The sequence below is a fragment of the Mycolicibacterium psychrotolerans genome, from assembly GCF_010729305.1.
Lineage (GTDB): Bacteria > Actinomycetota > Actinomycetes > Mycobacteriales > Mycobacteriaceae > Mycobacterium > Mycobacterium psychrotolerans.
Genome location: NZ_AP022574.1, coordinates 3,083,396 through 3,097,250, shown reverse-complemented (window position 1 = coordinate 3,097,250; position 13,855 = coordinate 3,083,396). Strand labels below are relative to the sequence as shown.

Annotated in this window: 13 protein-coding genes; 8 read left to right on the top strand and 5 right to left on the bottom strand. The window is 69.7% G+C overall.

Going from position 1 to position 13,855, the window contains the following annotated elements; genetic code table 11:
- Positions 1–22 precede the first annotated feature (22 nt).
- The 6 genes from G6N45_RS15070 to G6N45_RS15045 all read left to right on the top strand — a co-directional run bounded on the left by G6N45_RS15070 (position 23) and on the right by G6N45_RS15045 (position 6,752).
- Positions 23–1,312, top strand: coding sequence for a PucR family transcriptional regulator (locus tag G6N45_RS15070; RefSeq protein WP_163723020.1), 1,290 nt, complete (start codon positions 23–25; stop codon positions 1,310–1,312).
- Positions 1,313–1,455: 143 nt separating this feature from the next.
- A complete protein-coding gene (locus G6N45_RS15065) occupies positions 1,456–2,382 on the top strand; it encodes an ACP S-malonyltransferase (RefSeq protein WP_163728481.1) in 927 nt (308 codons plus the stop codon).
- 63 nt (positions 2,383–2,445) lie between these two features.
- On the top strand, positions 2,446–2,742 hold the full coding sequence (gene acpM / locus G6N45_RS15060) for a meromycolate extension acyl carrier protein AcpM (RefSeq protein ID WP_043410381.1): 297 nt from the start codon (positions 2,446–2,448) through the stop codon (positions 2,740–2,742).
- Entirely contained in the window at positions 2,739–3,989 is a 1,251-nt protein-coding gene (gene kasA, locus G6N45_RS15055) for a 3-oxoacyl-ACP synthase KasA (RefSeq protein WP_057148524.1), read from the top strand. Before acpM ends, kasA begins: the two co-directional genes overlap by 4 nt.
- 63 nt (positions 3,990–4,052) lie before the next feature.
- On the top strand, positions 4,053–5,306 hold the full coding sequence (kasB, locus tag G6N45_RS15050) for a 3-oxoacyl-ACP synthase KasB (RefSeq protein ID WP_163723019.1): 1,254 nt from the start codon (positions 4,053–4,055) through the stop codon (positions 5,304–5,306).
- Positions 5,307–5,321: 15 nt separating this feature from the next.
- Positions 5,322–6,752 carry an acyl-CoA carboxylase subunit beta gene (locus G6N45_RS15045; RefSeq protein ID WP_163723018.1) on the top strand — a complete coding sequence of 477 codons (1,431 nt, stop codon included), beginning with the start codon at positions 5,322–5,324 and terminating at the stop codon, positions 6,750–6,752.
- Positions 6,753–6,759: 7 nt separating this feature from the next.
- Here the strand turns inward: G6N45_RS15045 and G6N45_RS15040 are convergent, their stop codons facing one another.
- Positions 6,760–8,298, bottom strand: coding sequence for a glycerol-3-phosphate dehydrogenase/oxidase (locus tag G6N45_RS15040; protein WP_163723017.1), 1,539 nt, complete (start codon positions 8,296–8,298; stop codon positions 6,760–6,762).
- Positions 8,295–8,873 carry a TetR/AcrR family transcriptional regulator gene (locus G6N45_RS15035; protein ID WP_163723016.1) on the bottom strand — a complete coding sequence of 193 codons (579 nt, stop codon included), beginning with the start codon at positions 8,871–8,873 and terminating at the stop codon, positions 8,295–8,297. The genes G6N45_RS15040 and G6N45_RS15035 overlap by 4 nt, the downstream gene beginning before the upstream one ends.
- 53 nt (positions 8,874–8,926) lie before the next feature.
- Here G6N45_RS15035 and G6N45_RS15030 point away from each other — a divergent pair, with 53 nt between their 5' ends.
- Both G6N45_RS15030 and G6N45_RS15025 read left to right on the top strand, forming a co-directional pair.
- Positions 8,927–10,507, top strand: a complete 1,581-nt coding sequence (locus tag G6N45_RS15030) for an FAD-binding oxidoreductase (RefSeq protein ID WP_163728478.1) — start codon at positions 8,927–8,929, stop codon at positions 10,505–10,507.
- Positions 10,504–11,403, top strand: coding sequence for a diacylglycerol kinase (locus G6N45_RS15025; protein WP_163723015.1), 900 nt, complete (start codon positions 10,504–10,506; stop codon positions 11,401–11,403). The genes G6N45_RS15030 and G6N45_RS15025 overlap by 4 nt, the downstream gene beginning before the upstream one ends.
- Before the next feature lie 5 nt (positions 11,404–11,408).
- Here G6N45_RS15025 and G6N45_RS15020 read toward each other — a convergent pair whose 3' ends face one another.
- The 3 genes from G6N45_RS15020 to G6N45_RS15010 all read right to left on the bottom strand — a co-directional run bounded on the left by G6N45_RS15020 (position 11,409) and on the right by G6N45_RS15010 (position 13,852).
- Complete coding sequence (locus tag G6N45_RS15020) at positions 11,409–11,921, bottom strand: DUF3145 domain-containing protein (RefSeq protein ID WP_057149031.1); 513 nt, start codon at positions 11,919–11,921, stop codon at positions 11,409–11,411.
- 128 nt (positions 11,922–12,049) lie between these two features.
- Positions 12,050–12,874, bottom strand: a complete 825-nt coding sequence (locus G6N45_RS15015; RefSeq protein WP_163723014.1) for a serine hydrolase domain-containing protein — start codon at positions 12,872–12,874, stop codon at positions 12,050–12,052.
- Positions 12,875–12,886: 12 nt separating this feature from the next.
- Entirely contained in the window at positions 12,887–13,852 is a 966-nt protein-coding gene (locus G6N45_RS15010; RefSeq protein ID WP_163723013.1) for a homocysteine S-methyltransferase family protein, read from the bottom strand.
- Between the last annotated feature and the right edge of the window lie 3 nt (positions 13,853–13,855).

The window sequence follows — 13,855 nt, the reverse complement described above, 5'->3', positions numbered from 1 at the left end:
AATCGCGGCGTAGCTTTTAGGGATGGCCGACAACAATCGGTACATCCCGCCCCGCTCGACGGTCGAGGTGCTGGAGAACGTTCCCGACTCCGCGCTGCGCAGACTCAAGCAGTATTCCGGACGGCTGGCGACCGAGGCCGTCCACTACATGGAGGAACGGCTGCCGTTCTTCGCCGATCTGGAGGCCTCGCAGCGGGCCAGCGTGCAGCTGGTCGTGCAGACGGCGGTGGTGAACTTCGTCGAGTGGATGCGCCAGCCCGACAGCGATGTCAGCTACACCGCGCAGGCGTTCGAGGTGGTGCCGCAGGATCTGCGCAGGCGCATCGCGCTGCGCCAGTCGGTGGAGATGGTGCGCGTGACGATGGAGTACTTCGAGGAGGTCGTCCCGCTGCTGGCGCGCAGCGAGGAACAGCTCACCGCGCTGACGGCCGGCATCCTGCGCTACAGCCGTGATCTGGCCTTCGCCGCGGCCACCGCCTACGCCGACCAGGCCGAGGCCCGCGGTGCGTGGGACACCCGGATGGAGGCGAACCTGATCGACGCCGTGGTGCGCGGCGACATCGGACCCGATCTGCAGTCGCAGGCCGCCGCGCTGAATTGGGACGCCACCGCGGCGGCGACGGTGATCGTCGGGTTGCCGCGCCCCGACCGGATGGACCTGACGAGCGAGGACGTGCACGACGTCGCCACCCGCAACGGCAGGGCGGCCCTGGCCGACGTCCACGGCACCTGGCTGGTCACCGTCGTCTCGGGCGGGTTGTCGCACACCGACCGCTTCCTGTCGGAGTTGATGACGGTGTTCGGTGACGGTCCGGTGGTCATCGGGCCGATGGCGCCGACGCTGGGCGCGGCCCACCTCAGCGCCACCGAGGCCATCGCCGGGATGAACGCCGTCGCCGGCTGGGCGGGCGCGCCGCGCCCGGTGGCCGCCCGCGAGCTGCTTCCCGAACGGGCGCTGCTCGGCGACGCCTCGGCCGCCGCCGCCCTGGAAGCGGACGTGATGCGCCCGCTCGCGGACGCCGGACCCACGCTGGTGGAGACACTCGACGCCTACCTCGACTCCGGTGGCGCGATCGAAGCCTGCGCGCGCAAATTGTTCGTTCATCCAAATACCGTCCGCTACCGGCTCAAACGGATCGCAGACTTCACGGGCCGTGACGCCACGGTTCCCCGGGACGCCTACGTGCTGCGAGTGGCCTCCACGGTGGGCCGACTGCGGCGTCAAGCGCAGGCGAGCACTCCATCAAGGGCCGGATCTGAGCAGGTCACTGCTGTTGCATCGGTCACATCTGCGGTGCCTTCTCCGAGGTGACACATTGCGATGCGGTCTCGGTGACGTCGCATCACATGCGGTTTTGTGGGCTCTCCACAAAAACCTAAGAAAGAGTTCATAGTCTCTTACACGGCGCAAAACCGTCTTCACAATGTTTTCTTAGAGACGTGCCTGACAAGACAGTGCTTGCATTCCTCGCGCCCGGACAGGGCTCCCAGACTCCCGGCATGCTCGCCGAGTGGCTGGAGCTCCCCGGCGCCGCGACGCGCATCGCGTCGTGGTCGGCGATCAGCGGCCTGGACCTGGCACGGCTCGGCACCACCGCCGACGCCGAGGAGATCACCGATACCGCGGTGACCCAGCCCCTCGTGGTGGCCGCCACGCTGCTGGCCTACGAGGAACTGTCCGCACGGGACATCCTGACCGGCACCGAGGAGATCGTCGCAGCGGGACACTCGGTCGGCGAGATCGCCGCGTACGCGATCGCCGGCGTGATCACCGCCGACGAGGCCGTCGCCCTGGCCGCCACCCGCGGCCGCGAGATGGCCAAGGCCTGTGCGCTGGAGCCCACCGGCATGTCGGCGCTGCTCGGTGGCGACGAGGCCGAGGTGCTCGCCCGACTCGACGCCCTCGACCTGGTTCCGGCGAACCGCAACGCGACCGGACAGATCGTCGCCGCGGGTGCCGTCGCAGCACTGGAGAAGCTGGCCGAGGACCCGCCGGCACGCGCCCGGGTCCGCCCGCTCGCGACCGCGGGCGCGTTCCACACCCGGTACATGGCCCCGGCCCTGGACGAGTACGCCGCCGTCGCCGGCCGGATCACCCCGTCGGAGCCGACCGTCACGCTGCTGTCCAACGCCGACGGCCGTCCGGTCGCGTCGGCCGCCGACGCGATGACCAAGCTCGTCGCCCAGATGACCCGTCCGGTGCGCTGGGACCTGTGCAACGACACCCTGCGCGAGCTCGGAGCCACCGCGCTCGTCGAGTTCCCCCCGGCCGGGACGCTGAGCGGCATCGCCAAGCGTGAGCTCAAGGGCACCCCGACCCATCCCATCAAGACCCCCTCCGATCTGGACGGACTCGCGGAAGCCCTGCGCGCCGCCCGGTGACGAGAGCACGACCCCATCGTTTCACCAGGTAACAACCCGAAAATAGAAATAGAAGGAGCCACTGTGCCCGCCAGTCAGGAAGAAATCATCGCCGGTCTCGCCGAGATCATCGAAGAGGTCACCGGTATCGAGCCCTCCGAGGTGACCCCGGAGAAGTCCTTCGTCGACGACCTGGACATCGACTCGCTGTCGATGGTCGAGATCGCCGTGCAGACCGAGGACAAGTACGGCGTGAAGATCCCCGACGAGGACCTCGCCGGTCTGCGCACCGTCGGTGACGTCGTCGCCTACATCCAGAAGCTGGAAGAAGAGAACCCCGAGGCCGCTGCCGCCCTGCGCGAGAAGTTCGCGGCAGAATGAGCAGGCCTTCCACTGCTAACGGAGGTTTCCCGAGCGTCGTGGTGACCGCCGTCGAGGCCACCACGGCCCTCGCCGGCGACATCGAGAGCACGTGGAAGGGCCTGCTGGCGGGCGAAAGCGGCATCCGGATTCTGGAGGACGACTTCGTCACCAAGTGGGACCTGCCGGTGCGCATCGGTGGCCACCTGGTCGACAACGTCGACAGCCACATGTCCCGGCTCGACATGCGCCGCATGTCCTACGTGCAGCGCATGTCGAAGCTGCTGTCGGGCCGGTTGTGGGAGACCGCGGGCAAGCCCGAGGTCGACCCCGACCGGTTCGCGGTGGTCATCGGTACCGGTCTGGGTGGCGGCGAGAAGATCGTCGAGACCTACGACGCGATGAACGAGGGCGGCCCCCGCAAGGTGTCGCCGCTCGCCGTACAGATGATCATGCCGAACGGTGCGGCGGCCGTCGCCGGTCTCGAACTGGGCGCCCGCGCCGGGGTCATCACCCCGGTGTCGGCGTGCTCGTCGGGTTCGGAGGCGATCGCCCACGCGTGGCGTTCGATCGTGATGGGTGACGCCGACTTCGCGGTCTGCGGCGGTGTCGAAGGCGGCATCGAGGCGCTGCCGATCGCGGCGTTCTCGATGATGCGCGCGATGTCGACCAACAACGAGGATCCGGCGGGAGCATCGCGGCCGTTCGACAAGAACCGTGACGGCTTCGTCTTCGGCGAGGCCGGCGCCCTGATGATCATCGAGACCGAGGAGCACGCCAAGGCCCGCGGCGCCACGCCGTTGGCACGGCTGATGGGCGCAGGCATCACCTCCGACGCCTTCCACATGGTGGCTCCCGCGGCCGACGGCCTGCGGGCGGGTCAGGCGATGAAGCGTGCGATGGAGACCGCGGGCCTGGAGCCCAAGGACATCCAGCACGTCAACGCACACGCCACGGCCACCTCGATCGGTGACACTGCCGAGGCGAATGCGATCCGGGTCGCCGGTGTGGACCACGCCGCGGTGTACGCACCGAAGTCGGCGCTGGGCCACTCGATCGGTGCGGTGGGCGCCCTGGAGTCGGCGTTGACGGTCATGGCGCTGCGTGACGGTGTCATCCCGCCGACGCTGAACTACGAGACGCCCGACCCTGAGATCGATCTCGATGTCGTCGCGGGTGAGCCTCGATACGGCGACTACCGCTACGCCATCAACAACTCGTTCGGCTTCGGCGGCCACAATGTGGCTCTGGCCTTCGGTCGCTACTAGGGCTGACGAGTGACCAGGGCCGACAAGTAGAGAACACGTAGCAGGAAGGACACGCGCCCCAGCATGGCTTCGCCGACAACTGGTAGCGGACTTCCCGATGTCGTGGTGACCGGGATGGCGATGACGACGAGCGTCGCCACCGATGCCGAGGGCACCTGGAAGGCGCTGCTGGAGGGCAAGAGCGGCATCCGTCTGCTCGACGATCCCTTCGTCGAGGAGTTCGATCTGCCGGTGCGCATCGGCGGCCATCTGCTCGAGGACTTCGTCGGGGAACTGACCGACGCCGAGAACCGGCGGATGTCGTACCCGCAGAAGATGGCCACCGTGCTGGGGCGTCGTGTCTGGGAGAACGCCGGCAACCCCGAGGTCGACAGCAGGCGCATGCTGGTGTCGATCGGGACCGGCCTCGGCGGTGCCGAGGCGCTGGTGTTCGCCTACGACGGCATGCGGGATCGCGGAATCACCGCCGTGTCCCCGCTGGCGGTGCAGATGTACATGCCCAACGGCCCGTCCGCCGTCGTCGGGCTCGAACGCCATGCCAGGGCCGGGGTGGTCACCCCGGTTTCGGCGTGTGCGTCGGGTTCGGAGGGCATCGCGCAGGCGTGGCGCAACATCGTGCTCGGTGAGGCCGACATCGCGATCTGCGGTGGCGTCGAGCAGCGCATCGAGGCGGTGCCGATCGCCGGTTTCGCGCAGATGCGCATCGTGATGTCGACCAACAACGACGACCCCGCCGGCGCCTGCAGGCCCTTCGACAAGGACCGCGACGGCTTCGTGTTCGGCGAGGCCGGGGCGCTGATGGTGATCGAGACCGAGGAACACGCCAAGGCGCGCGGCGCGACGATCCTGGCACGCCTGATGGGCGCGAGCATCACCTCCGACGGCTACCACATGGTGGCGCCGGACCCCGACGGTGAGCGGGCGGGCTACGCGATGGCACGGGCCATCGAGCTGGCCGGGCTGCAGCCGTCGGACATCGACCACGTCAACGCGCACGCCACCGGCACCAGCGTCGGTGACGTCGCGGAGGGCAAGGCCATCAACAACGCGATGCGCGGGCACCGGCCCGCCGTCTACGCACCCAAGTCCGCGCTGGGCCACTCTGTCGGCGCAGTGGGCGCGGTGGAGTCGATCCTCACGGTGCAGACGCTGCGCAGCGGCATCATTCCCCCCACCCTCAACTTGAAGAACCTCGATCCCGAGATCGACCTCGATGTCGTCGCGGGCGGCCCTCGGCCGGGCAATTACGACTACGCCATCAACAATTCGTTCGGATTCGGCGGGCACAACGTCGCACTCGCCTTCGGGAAGTACTGACAAGCAGGAGAACATATGACGACCATCGAAAACCGCCTCCCCGAAGCAGTTGACGACTCCCTCGACCCGCGCGATCCGCTGCTGCGGCTGTCGACCTTCTTCGACGACGGCAGCGTCGAGCTGCTGCACGAGCGCGACAAGTCGGGGGTGCTCGCCGCCGCTGGCACCGTCAACGGCGTGCGGACGATCGCGTTCTGCACCGACGGAACCGTCATGGGCGGCGCGATGGGCGTGGAGGGTTGCGCGCACATCGTCAACGCCTATGACGTCGCGATCGACGAGCAGAGCCCCATCGTCGGCATCTGGCACTCAGGAGGCGCCCGGCTGGCCGAGGGCGTCAAGGCGCTGCACGCGGTCGGGCTGGTGTTCGAGGCGATGATCCGCGCGTCGGGCTACATCCCGCAGATCTCGGTGGTGGTCGGCTTCGCGGCCGGCGGCGCCGCCTACGGCCCCGCGCTCACCGACGTGATCGTGATGGCCCCGGACAGCAAGGTGTTCGTCACCGGACCCGACGTCGTGCGCAGTGTCACCGGCGAAGACGTCGACATGGTCTCCCTCGGCGGCCCCGAGGCGCACCACAAGAAGTCCGGCGTGTGCCACATCGTCGCCGACGACGAGCTCGATGCTTACGAGCGCGGTCGCCGTCTGGTCGGATTGTTCTGCCAGCAGGGGCATTTCGACCGCACCAAGGCCGAGGCCGGCGACACCGACCTCAAGGCGCTGCTGCCCGAGTCGGCGCGGCGTGCCTACGACGTGCACCCGCTGGTCGAGGCTCTGTTGGACGAGGGCGTGCCGTTCGAGGAGTTCCAGTCGCGTTGGGCGCCGTCGATCGTGGTCGGCCTGGGCCGGCTGGCCGGGCGCACCGTCGGCGTGATCGCCAACAACCCGCTGCGCCTGGGCGGCTGTCTGAACTCCGAAAGTGCCGAGAAGTCGGCGCGTTTCGTGCGCCTGTGTGACGCCTTCGGCATCCCGCTGGTCGTGGTCGTCGACGTGCCGGGCTACCTGCCCGGTGTGGATCAGGAGTGGGGCGGCGTGGTCCGTCGCGGCGCCAAGCTGCTGCACGCCTTCGGCGAGTCGTCGGTGCCCCGCGTCACGCTGGTGACCCGCAAGATCTACGGCGGCGCCTACATCGCGATGAACTCGCGATCGCTGAACGCCACCAAGGTGTTCGCGTGGCCCGAGGCCGAGGTCGCCGTGATGGGCGCGAAGGCCGCCGTCGGCATCCTGCACAAGAAGAAGCTGGCCGCCGCCGCGCCCGAGGAGCGCGAGTCGCTGCACGAGGCGCTGGCCATCGAGCACGAGAAGATCGCCGGCGGTGTGGATTCCGCGATCGAGATCGGCGTGGTGGACGAGAAGATCGACCCCGCCCACACCCGCTCGAGGCTGACGCAGGCGCTGGCCGAGGCCCCGGCACGCCGCGGCCGCCACAAGAACATCCCGCTGTAACCCGCGCCTATTCCGCGGTGGCCAGCATCTCTTCCGCGGCGGGCAGTGCGCGCTCGCGGTCGGCGGCGATCAGGCCGATGCGCGTGCGCCTATCGAGGATGTCGTCGACGGTCAGCGCGCCCTCGTGGGTCACCGCGTACTCGAATTCCGCCCGGGTGACGTCGATGCCGTCAGCGACGGGGTCGACGGGCCGCGGGCAGGAGGCGCGTGCGATCACATTGGGCGCCTCGGCGCCGTAGCGCTCGACCAGCGAGCCGGGCAGGTCCGTCGACGACTGTTGCGCGGCAACGGGATTCGCCGGAGCACCGACGAGCGGCATGTTGCGCGTCCGGCACGGCTGGGCCGACAGACCCCGCACCGCGACGGCCCGGTCGACCACATCTTCGGCCATGTAGCGGTATTCGGTGAGCTTGCCGCCGATAACGCTCAGCACCCCGGTCGGCGACTCGGTGACCGCGTGCTCCCGCGACACGTCGGCCGTGCGACCGCCGCCGGTGTCGATCAGCGGCCGCAGACCGGCGTACGCCCCGAGCACATCCGAGGAACCCAGAGCGGTCGCGAGCGCGGTGTTCACGGTGTCGAGCAGGAACGCCATCTCGCCGGGCGTCGGTTCCGGCACGTCGGGAACCGGACCCGGTGCGTCCTCGTCGGTCAGCCCCAGGTACACCCGGCCCAACTGCTCGGGCATCGCGAACACGAACCGGTTGATCTCCCCGGGGATCGGGATGGTCAGCGCCGCAGTGGGATTGCCGAACGCGGCGGCGTCGAACACGAGGTGGGTGCCGCGGCTGGGCCGCAGCCGCAGGGACGGGTCCACCTGTCCGGCCCACACGCCGGTCGCGTTCACCACGGCGCGGGCGCGTACCTCGATCGACTCCCCGGACAGGGTGTCGGTCAGCGTCACCGACGTGCGTGACGCGGCGACCGCCTCGACGCGAGTCAGGATGCGCGCGCCGTGCTGGGCCGCGGTTCGGGCCACCGCGGTCACCAGGCGCGCGTCGTCGACGAGTTGTCCGTCATAGGCCAGCAGCGCGCCGTCGAGGCCGTCGCGGCGCACGGTCGGCGCCAGCCGGACCGTCTCGGACACCCCGATTCGCCGCGACCGGGGCAGCACCGAGGCCGGCGTGCCCGCCAGCTTGCGCAGTCCGTCGCCGGCGGCGAACCCGAACCGGACCAGCGCACGCGACGCGGGGTTCATCTCGGGCAACAGCGGAACCAGCTGGGGCATCGCGTGCACCAGGTGCGGCGCGTTGCGCGTCATCAGGATTCCGCGCTCGACGGCGCTGCGCCGCGCGATGCCGACGTTGCCACTGGCCAGGTAGCGCAGCCCGCCGTGCACAAGCTTGGAACTCCACCGGCTGGTGCCGAACGCCAGGTCGTGCTTCTCGACCAGCGCCACCGACAGCCCACGCGTCGCGGCGTCCAGCGCGATCCCGGCGCCGGTGATCCCGCCCCCGATGACGATCAGATCCAGCGGCGCACCGTCGCCCAGGGCGGTCAGCTCCTGCGTGCGGCGCGCAGCGTTCAATGCGGTCGAGCCGGTCATGGGGCGAGGTATCCGTTCAGGGCGCGGCCCAGTTCGACGTTGAGGGCCCGGGCGTCGAGGAGCTTCTCGACCATCTGCGCCGACTGGATGGTCGACTGGGTGATGAGCAGGCACATCGCACCCATCTCGTGCGGATCGCCGGACCGGATGCTGCCTTCCTCCTGGCCCGCTGTGATCGCGTCGGCCAGCGCGTCGATGAGGATCTGCTGGCTGGTGCCGAGCCGTTCGGCGATGTAGACCATCGCGAGGCCCGGCGCGTTGCGGATGACCGACTGCACGATCTCGTCGTTACGGAGGTGTTCGGCGACCGCGACCACGCGCTCGACCATGGATTCCCGGCCGGGCCCGCGGTCCGGCACGTCTTCGAGCACGCCGGCGATCCGCACGGTGAGCAGTTCGGCGATCACCCATCGGATGTCGGGCCAACGGCGGTAGATCGTCGGCCGGCTGACCCGGGCACGCCGCGCGATCTCCGTCATGGTCGTCCGCTCGACGCCGTAGGCGAGGATGCACGCCGCCGCCGCGTCGAGAATGCGCTGTTCGACGCTCGAATCGGGGTTACGGATTGACACCATCTGTAATACTGTAACGCATGTCTGCGCATGATGGCCACCCGTCCGACCCACCGATGGCGTGGAACGCCTGGGGAGACCCGAATGCAGCCACCCCGCTGTCCCCCGGCATCCGCTCGTTGCTCCACCAGGCACTGGGCGTCGAGGCCGACGCCGTCGCCGAACCGACGCTCGAGCAGGTCCGGGTGCGCCCGTCGGCGCTGTCGCGGGCCGATCTGGACGCCATGACCGCGATCGTCGGCGCCGACAACGTGGTGGTCGACGACCGCGGGCGACTGCTGCGCGCCGGCGGCAAGTCCACCCTGGACCTTCTGCGGCGCAAGGACTTCGGCGTGCAGGACGCCCCGGACGCCGTGCTGGTCCCCCGCGATGACGACGACGTGGCCGCCCTGCTGCGGTTCTGCGCAGACCACAGCATCGCGATCGTGCCCTTCGGCGGCGGTACCAGCGTCGTCGGCGGCCTCGACCCGCTGCGGGGCGATTTCAAGGCGGTGGTGTCGCTGGACCTGCGCCGCTTCGACCGACTGCACTCGCTCGACGATGTGTCCGGGGAAGCCGAACTCGGTGCCGGCCTGACCGGACCGCAGGCGGAGAAACTGCTGGCCGAGCGCGGATTCTCACTCGGCCACTTCCCGCAGAGCTTCTGCTTCGCCACCATCGGCGGGTTCGCCGCCACCCGGTCGTCGGGTCAGGACTCGGCGGGCTACGGCCGGTTCGACGACATGGTCCGCGGGCTACGGGCGATCACCCCGGCCGGCGTGCTCGACCTGGGCCGCGCGCCGGCGTCGGCCGCGGGACCGGATCTGCGCCAGGTGCTGATCGGCTCGGAGGGGGCGTTCGGCGTCATCACCCGGGTGCGGGTCCGCGTGCATCCCGTGCCCGAGGTCACCCGCTACGAAGCGTGGTCGTTTCCCGACTTCGCGACCGGCGCCGACGCGCTGCGTGCGGTGGTGCAGACCGGCTCCGGGCCCACCGTGATCCGGCTCTCCGACGAAGCCGAGACCGGAGTCAATCTCGCCACCACCGAAAGCATCGGCGAGCAGCAGATCACCGGCGGCTGCCTGGCCGTCACGGCGTTCGAGGGCACCGAGGCCCACGTCGCGAGCCGGCACGCCGAGACACGAAATCTGTTGCTGGCCAAGGGCGCAACGTCGCTGGGCGAAGCGCCGGCCCGGGCGTGGGAGCACGGCCGGTTCAACGCGCCGTACCTACGCGACGCCCTGCTGTCTGCCGGGGCGCTGTGCGAGACCCTCGAAACCGCGACCACCTGGTCGAACGTGCCCGCGCTGAAGGCGGCCGTCACCGACGCGCTGACCCGCTCGCTCGCCGACTCCGGCACTCCCGCGCTGGTGCTGTGCCACATCTCGCACATCTATCCGACCGGGGCGTCGCTGTACTTCACCGTCGTCGCGGCGCAGCGCGGCAACCCGATCGAGCAGTGGCGCACCGCCAAAGCCGCGGCGTCGGATGCGATGGTGCGCACGGGCGCCACCATCACCCACCACCACGCGGTGGGCGCCGATCATCGCCCGTGGATGCGCGACGAGGTGGGCGACCTCGGGGTGACCGTGCTGCGCGCGATCAAGGCCGCCCTCGACCCGACCGGAATCCTCAACCCGGGCAAGCTGATTCCGTGAACAGGATCACCGTCCTGACCAATCCGGCGTCCGGGCACGGCAACGCGCCCCACGCCGCCGAACGCGCGGTCCGCCGGTTCCAGGAGCGCGGTGTCGACGTCGTCGCCCTCGCCGGCCGGGACGCCCCCCATGCCCGCGAGCTGGTCGAGGGCGCGCTGGAACGCGGCATGGACGCGCTGGTGGTGGTCGGCGGGGACGGGATCATCTCGCTGGCGCTGCAGGTGCTCGCGCAAACGCCGGTGCCGCTCGGCATCATCCCGGCGGGTACCGGCAACGATCACGCGCGGGCGCTGGGCATCCCCGAGAAGGACCCCGAGGCGGCCGCCGACATCGTGGTCGACGGCGTGGTCGACGAGATCGATCTCGGCCGGATCCGGGGTGCCGACGGCACGGACCGATGGTTCGGGACGGTGATGGCGGCCGGCTTCGACTCGCTGGTCACCGACCGGACCAACCGGATGCGCTGGCCGCACGGCCGCATGCGCTACAACGTGGCGATGGTCGCCGAGCTGTCCAAGCTGCGGCTGCTGCCGTTTCGGCTGACCTTCGACGGGGCTGAGGTGGTGACCGAGCTGACACTGGCCGCGTTCGGGAACACCCGCAGCTACGGCGGCGGCATGCAGATCTGCCCGGACGCCGATCCGAGAGACGGGTTGCTCGACGTCACGATGGTCGCCTCGGCGTCACGCAGCCGGCTGATCCGGCTCTTCCCGACCGTGTTCAAGGGCACCCATGTGCATCTCGACGAGGTGACCACGCGGCGGGCTTGCACCATCACGGTCGACTCACCCGGAATCTCGCCCCCGATCAATGCCTACGCCGACGGCGAGTACGTCTGCCCGCTCCCGGTCGAGGTGTCGGCGGTGCCGCGCGCGTTGCGGGTGTTGCGGCCGTAACCTGCCTAGCCGACTCCCCTGCTCAGCCAGCTGACCTCGGCACCGACGCCGCCGTCACGGTAGGCCTCCAGCGCCTCGTCCCACGCGGTGCCCAGCACGGAGTCCAGTTCGGCGGCCAAGGTGTCGGCCCCCGAGGCCATCAGCGTGCGCAGCCGCATCTCGCCGACCATCACGTCGCCGTTGGCACTCATCGCCCCGCTCCAGAGCCCGAGTTGCGGGGTGTGGCACCATCGGTGGCCGTCCACGCCGTGGCTCGGATCCTCGGTGACCTCGAAGCGCAGCACCGACCAGGAGCGCAGCGCGTTGGCCAGCTGCCCTCCGGTGCCGACAGGGCCGACCCAGTTGGTGACCGCACGCAGCTGTCCGGGCATGGCCGGTTGCGGCGTCCACTTCAAATTCGCCCTCGCGTTGAGGGTCGACGACAACGCCCACTCGACGTGCGGGCACACCGCCGCGGGTGAGGCATGGATGTACACCACGCCCGTCGTCGCGTCGGCGAATTGGTTCGCTGCACGCATCTCCTGCTCCTTCGGCTCCACGAGGGACGTCTTCCCCAACGACCTGGTGTTTCCGAGTGAGTCAGCAGATGAAATTGTAGCTAGCAGTGACTTACGAGGATATTGTGCCTCGTGAGACGCCTGTTGCGCTAGTCCGGCCGATAATCTCTCAGAACTTCATCAGACAGGGCCGGCATCACGTCGTGCGCCCACTCACCGAACGGCCGGTCGGTGAGCACCACCAGCGCCAACCCGGCGTCCGGATCCACCCACAGGAAGGTGCCCGACTGGCCGAAGTGGCCGTAGGTGCGGGCCGAGTTGGTCGGGCCAGTCCAATGCGGTGACTTGCCGTCGCGGATCTCGAAGCCCAGGCCCCAGTCGTTGGGCCGCTGCCGGCCGAAGCCGGGCAGCACGCCGTCCAGTCCAGGGAACTGCACCGAGGTCGCGTCGTCGTGCATCTGTTCGGAGACCAGCGACGGTGCCAGCAGGTCACCGGCGAACGCGACCAGATCGGCGACCGTCGACGTGGCGCCGTACCCTGCCGCCTCGACCCCTCCCTCGAGGGTGGTGTCCGACATTCCCAGCGGCGCGAACACCGACTCGGCGAGGTAGGTCGCGAACGGGATGGACGCCTCCTGCTCGAGCGTCTCGGCGAGCACGGCGAAGCCGTGATTGGAGTAGATACGCCGGGTGCCCGGCGCGGCGAGCACCTTCGCCGAGTTCATGTCGTATCCCGCGGCGTGGGCCAGCAGATGGCGCACCGTCGCGCCCCGGGGTCCCGCCGCGGTGTCCAACTCGACCGCGCCCTCCTCGACGGCGATCTGCGCCGCCCGCGCGGCGAGCGGCTTGGTCACCGACGCCAGCGGGAACCGCCGTGCCTGATCCCCGTGACTGTCCAGCGTGCCGGCCGGCCCCACCACCGCGGCCGCGACGGTCGGGACGGGCCAGTCGGCCAAGACGTCGAGTGCGCTCATCGAGCGACGAGCTTAGTCTCCGCTCCACGCCGACACGATCGCGGCGACGTGGCGGGCGTCGGTGCCGCAACAGCCGCCGAGCACGGTGACCGAGGGCAGCCGGTCACGCATCGCCGCGTGCGCAGCACCCAGGTCGGCCGGATCTCCCTCGTCCAGCGCGGTGGCCTCATCGAGCTCGGCATGGCTGAGCGTGGAGGCGTTGGCGCGCACACCGACTATCCGGTGCCGCCATTCTCCGCCATGGTCGAAGGCACTCCGGAAGTGTGTCGGGTGAGCGCAATTCACCATGAAATAGGCTGCGGCAGAGTTCGTCTCAGCGTCTACCTGCTCGATCGCACGACTCAGCTGCTGACCGGTCGGCAGGCGGCCGTCGGTCTCGACGGTGAACGAGATCGCCACTGCCAGCCCTGTCCCCACGGCCGCCCGGACCACACCGATGGCCTCCGCCGTGTTGGTCATCGTGATCGCCGTGACCTGATCGGCTCCGGCGTCCGCGAAGGCGCCGATCTGTTCCGCGTGATAGCACTGGGCTTCCTCGGCGCTCATCGCGACTTCCGGGTCGTAGCCGTCGCCGCGCGGACCGATGCACCCGCTCACCACGGTGGTGAGGCCGTCGGCTGTTGCGACGGCGCGTACCTCTCGGGCGAGTGCCACCGCGGCCCGGTTGACCTCGTCAAGCCGTTGCGCGGAGTAACCGAGCTGTCGGGCCCAATCCGGGTTGGCGCGCCACGTCGGCGTCTCGACGATGAAGCCGGCCCGGTGCGCCCGCGCGATGTCGAGGTAGCCGTCGTAGTAACGCCGCAGCCGCGCCAGGCCGCCCAAGGTGTCGAGCAGGGGGAAAGCCGCAAAACAAGGCAGGTCGCGGCCGTCGTGGAAGATCAGCTCGGTCTCGAGTCCGCCGTCGGTCACGAACAGCGTGTCACGCTGCAATTGTGGAAGGTCTTCTCGGTCGGGGCGCGCCACGTCGACGATCGTCATCGC

Coding starts and splice junctions, on each gene's coding strand:
- G6N45_RS15070 (WP_163723020.1), top strand. CDS start 23: ATGGCCGACAACAATCGGTACATCCCGCCCCGCTCGACGGTCGAGGTG.
- kasA (WP_057148524.1), top strand. CDS start 2,739: ATGAGCAGGCCTTCCACTGCTAACGGAGGTTTCCCGAGCGTCGTGGTG.
- kasB (WP_163723019.1), top strand. CDS start 4,053: ATGGCTTCGCCGACAACTGGTAGCGGACTTCCCGATGTCGTGGTGACC.
- G6N45_RS15045 (WP_163723018.1), top strand. CDS start 5,322: ATGACGACCATCGAAAACCGCCTCCCCGAAGCAGTTGACGACTCCCTC.
- G6N45_RS15040 (WP_163723017.1), bottom strand. CDS start 8,298: ATGACCGGCTCGACCGCATTGAACGCTGCGCGCCGCACGCAGGAGCTG.
- G6N45_RS15035 (WP_163723016.1), bottom strand. CDS start 8,873: ATGGTGTCAATCCGTAACCCCGATTCGAGCGTCGAACAGCGCATTCTC.
- G6N45_RS15030 (WP_163728478.1), top strand. CDS start 8,927: ATGGCGTGGAACGCCTGGGGAGACCCGAATGCAGCCACCCCGCTGTCC.
- G6N45_RS15020 (WP_057149031.1), bottom strand. CDS start 11,921: ATGCGTGCAGCGAACCAATTCGCCGACGCGACGACGGGCGTGGTGTAC.
- G6N45_RS15015 (WP_163723014.1), bottom strand. CDS start 12,874: ATGAGCGCACTCGACGTCTTGGCCGACTGGCCCGTCCCGACCGTCGCG.
- G6N45_RS15010 (WP_163723013.1), bottom strand. CDS start 13,852: ATGACGATCGTCGACGTGGCGCGCCCCGACCGAGAAGACCTTCCACAA.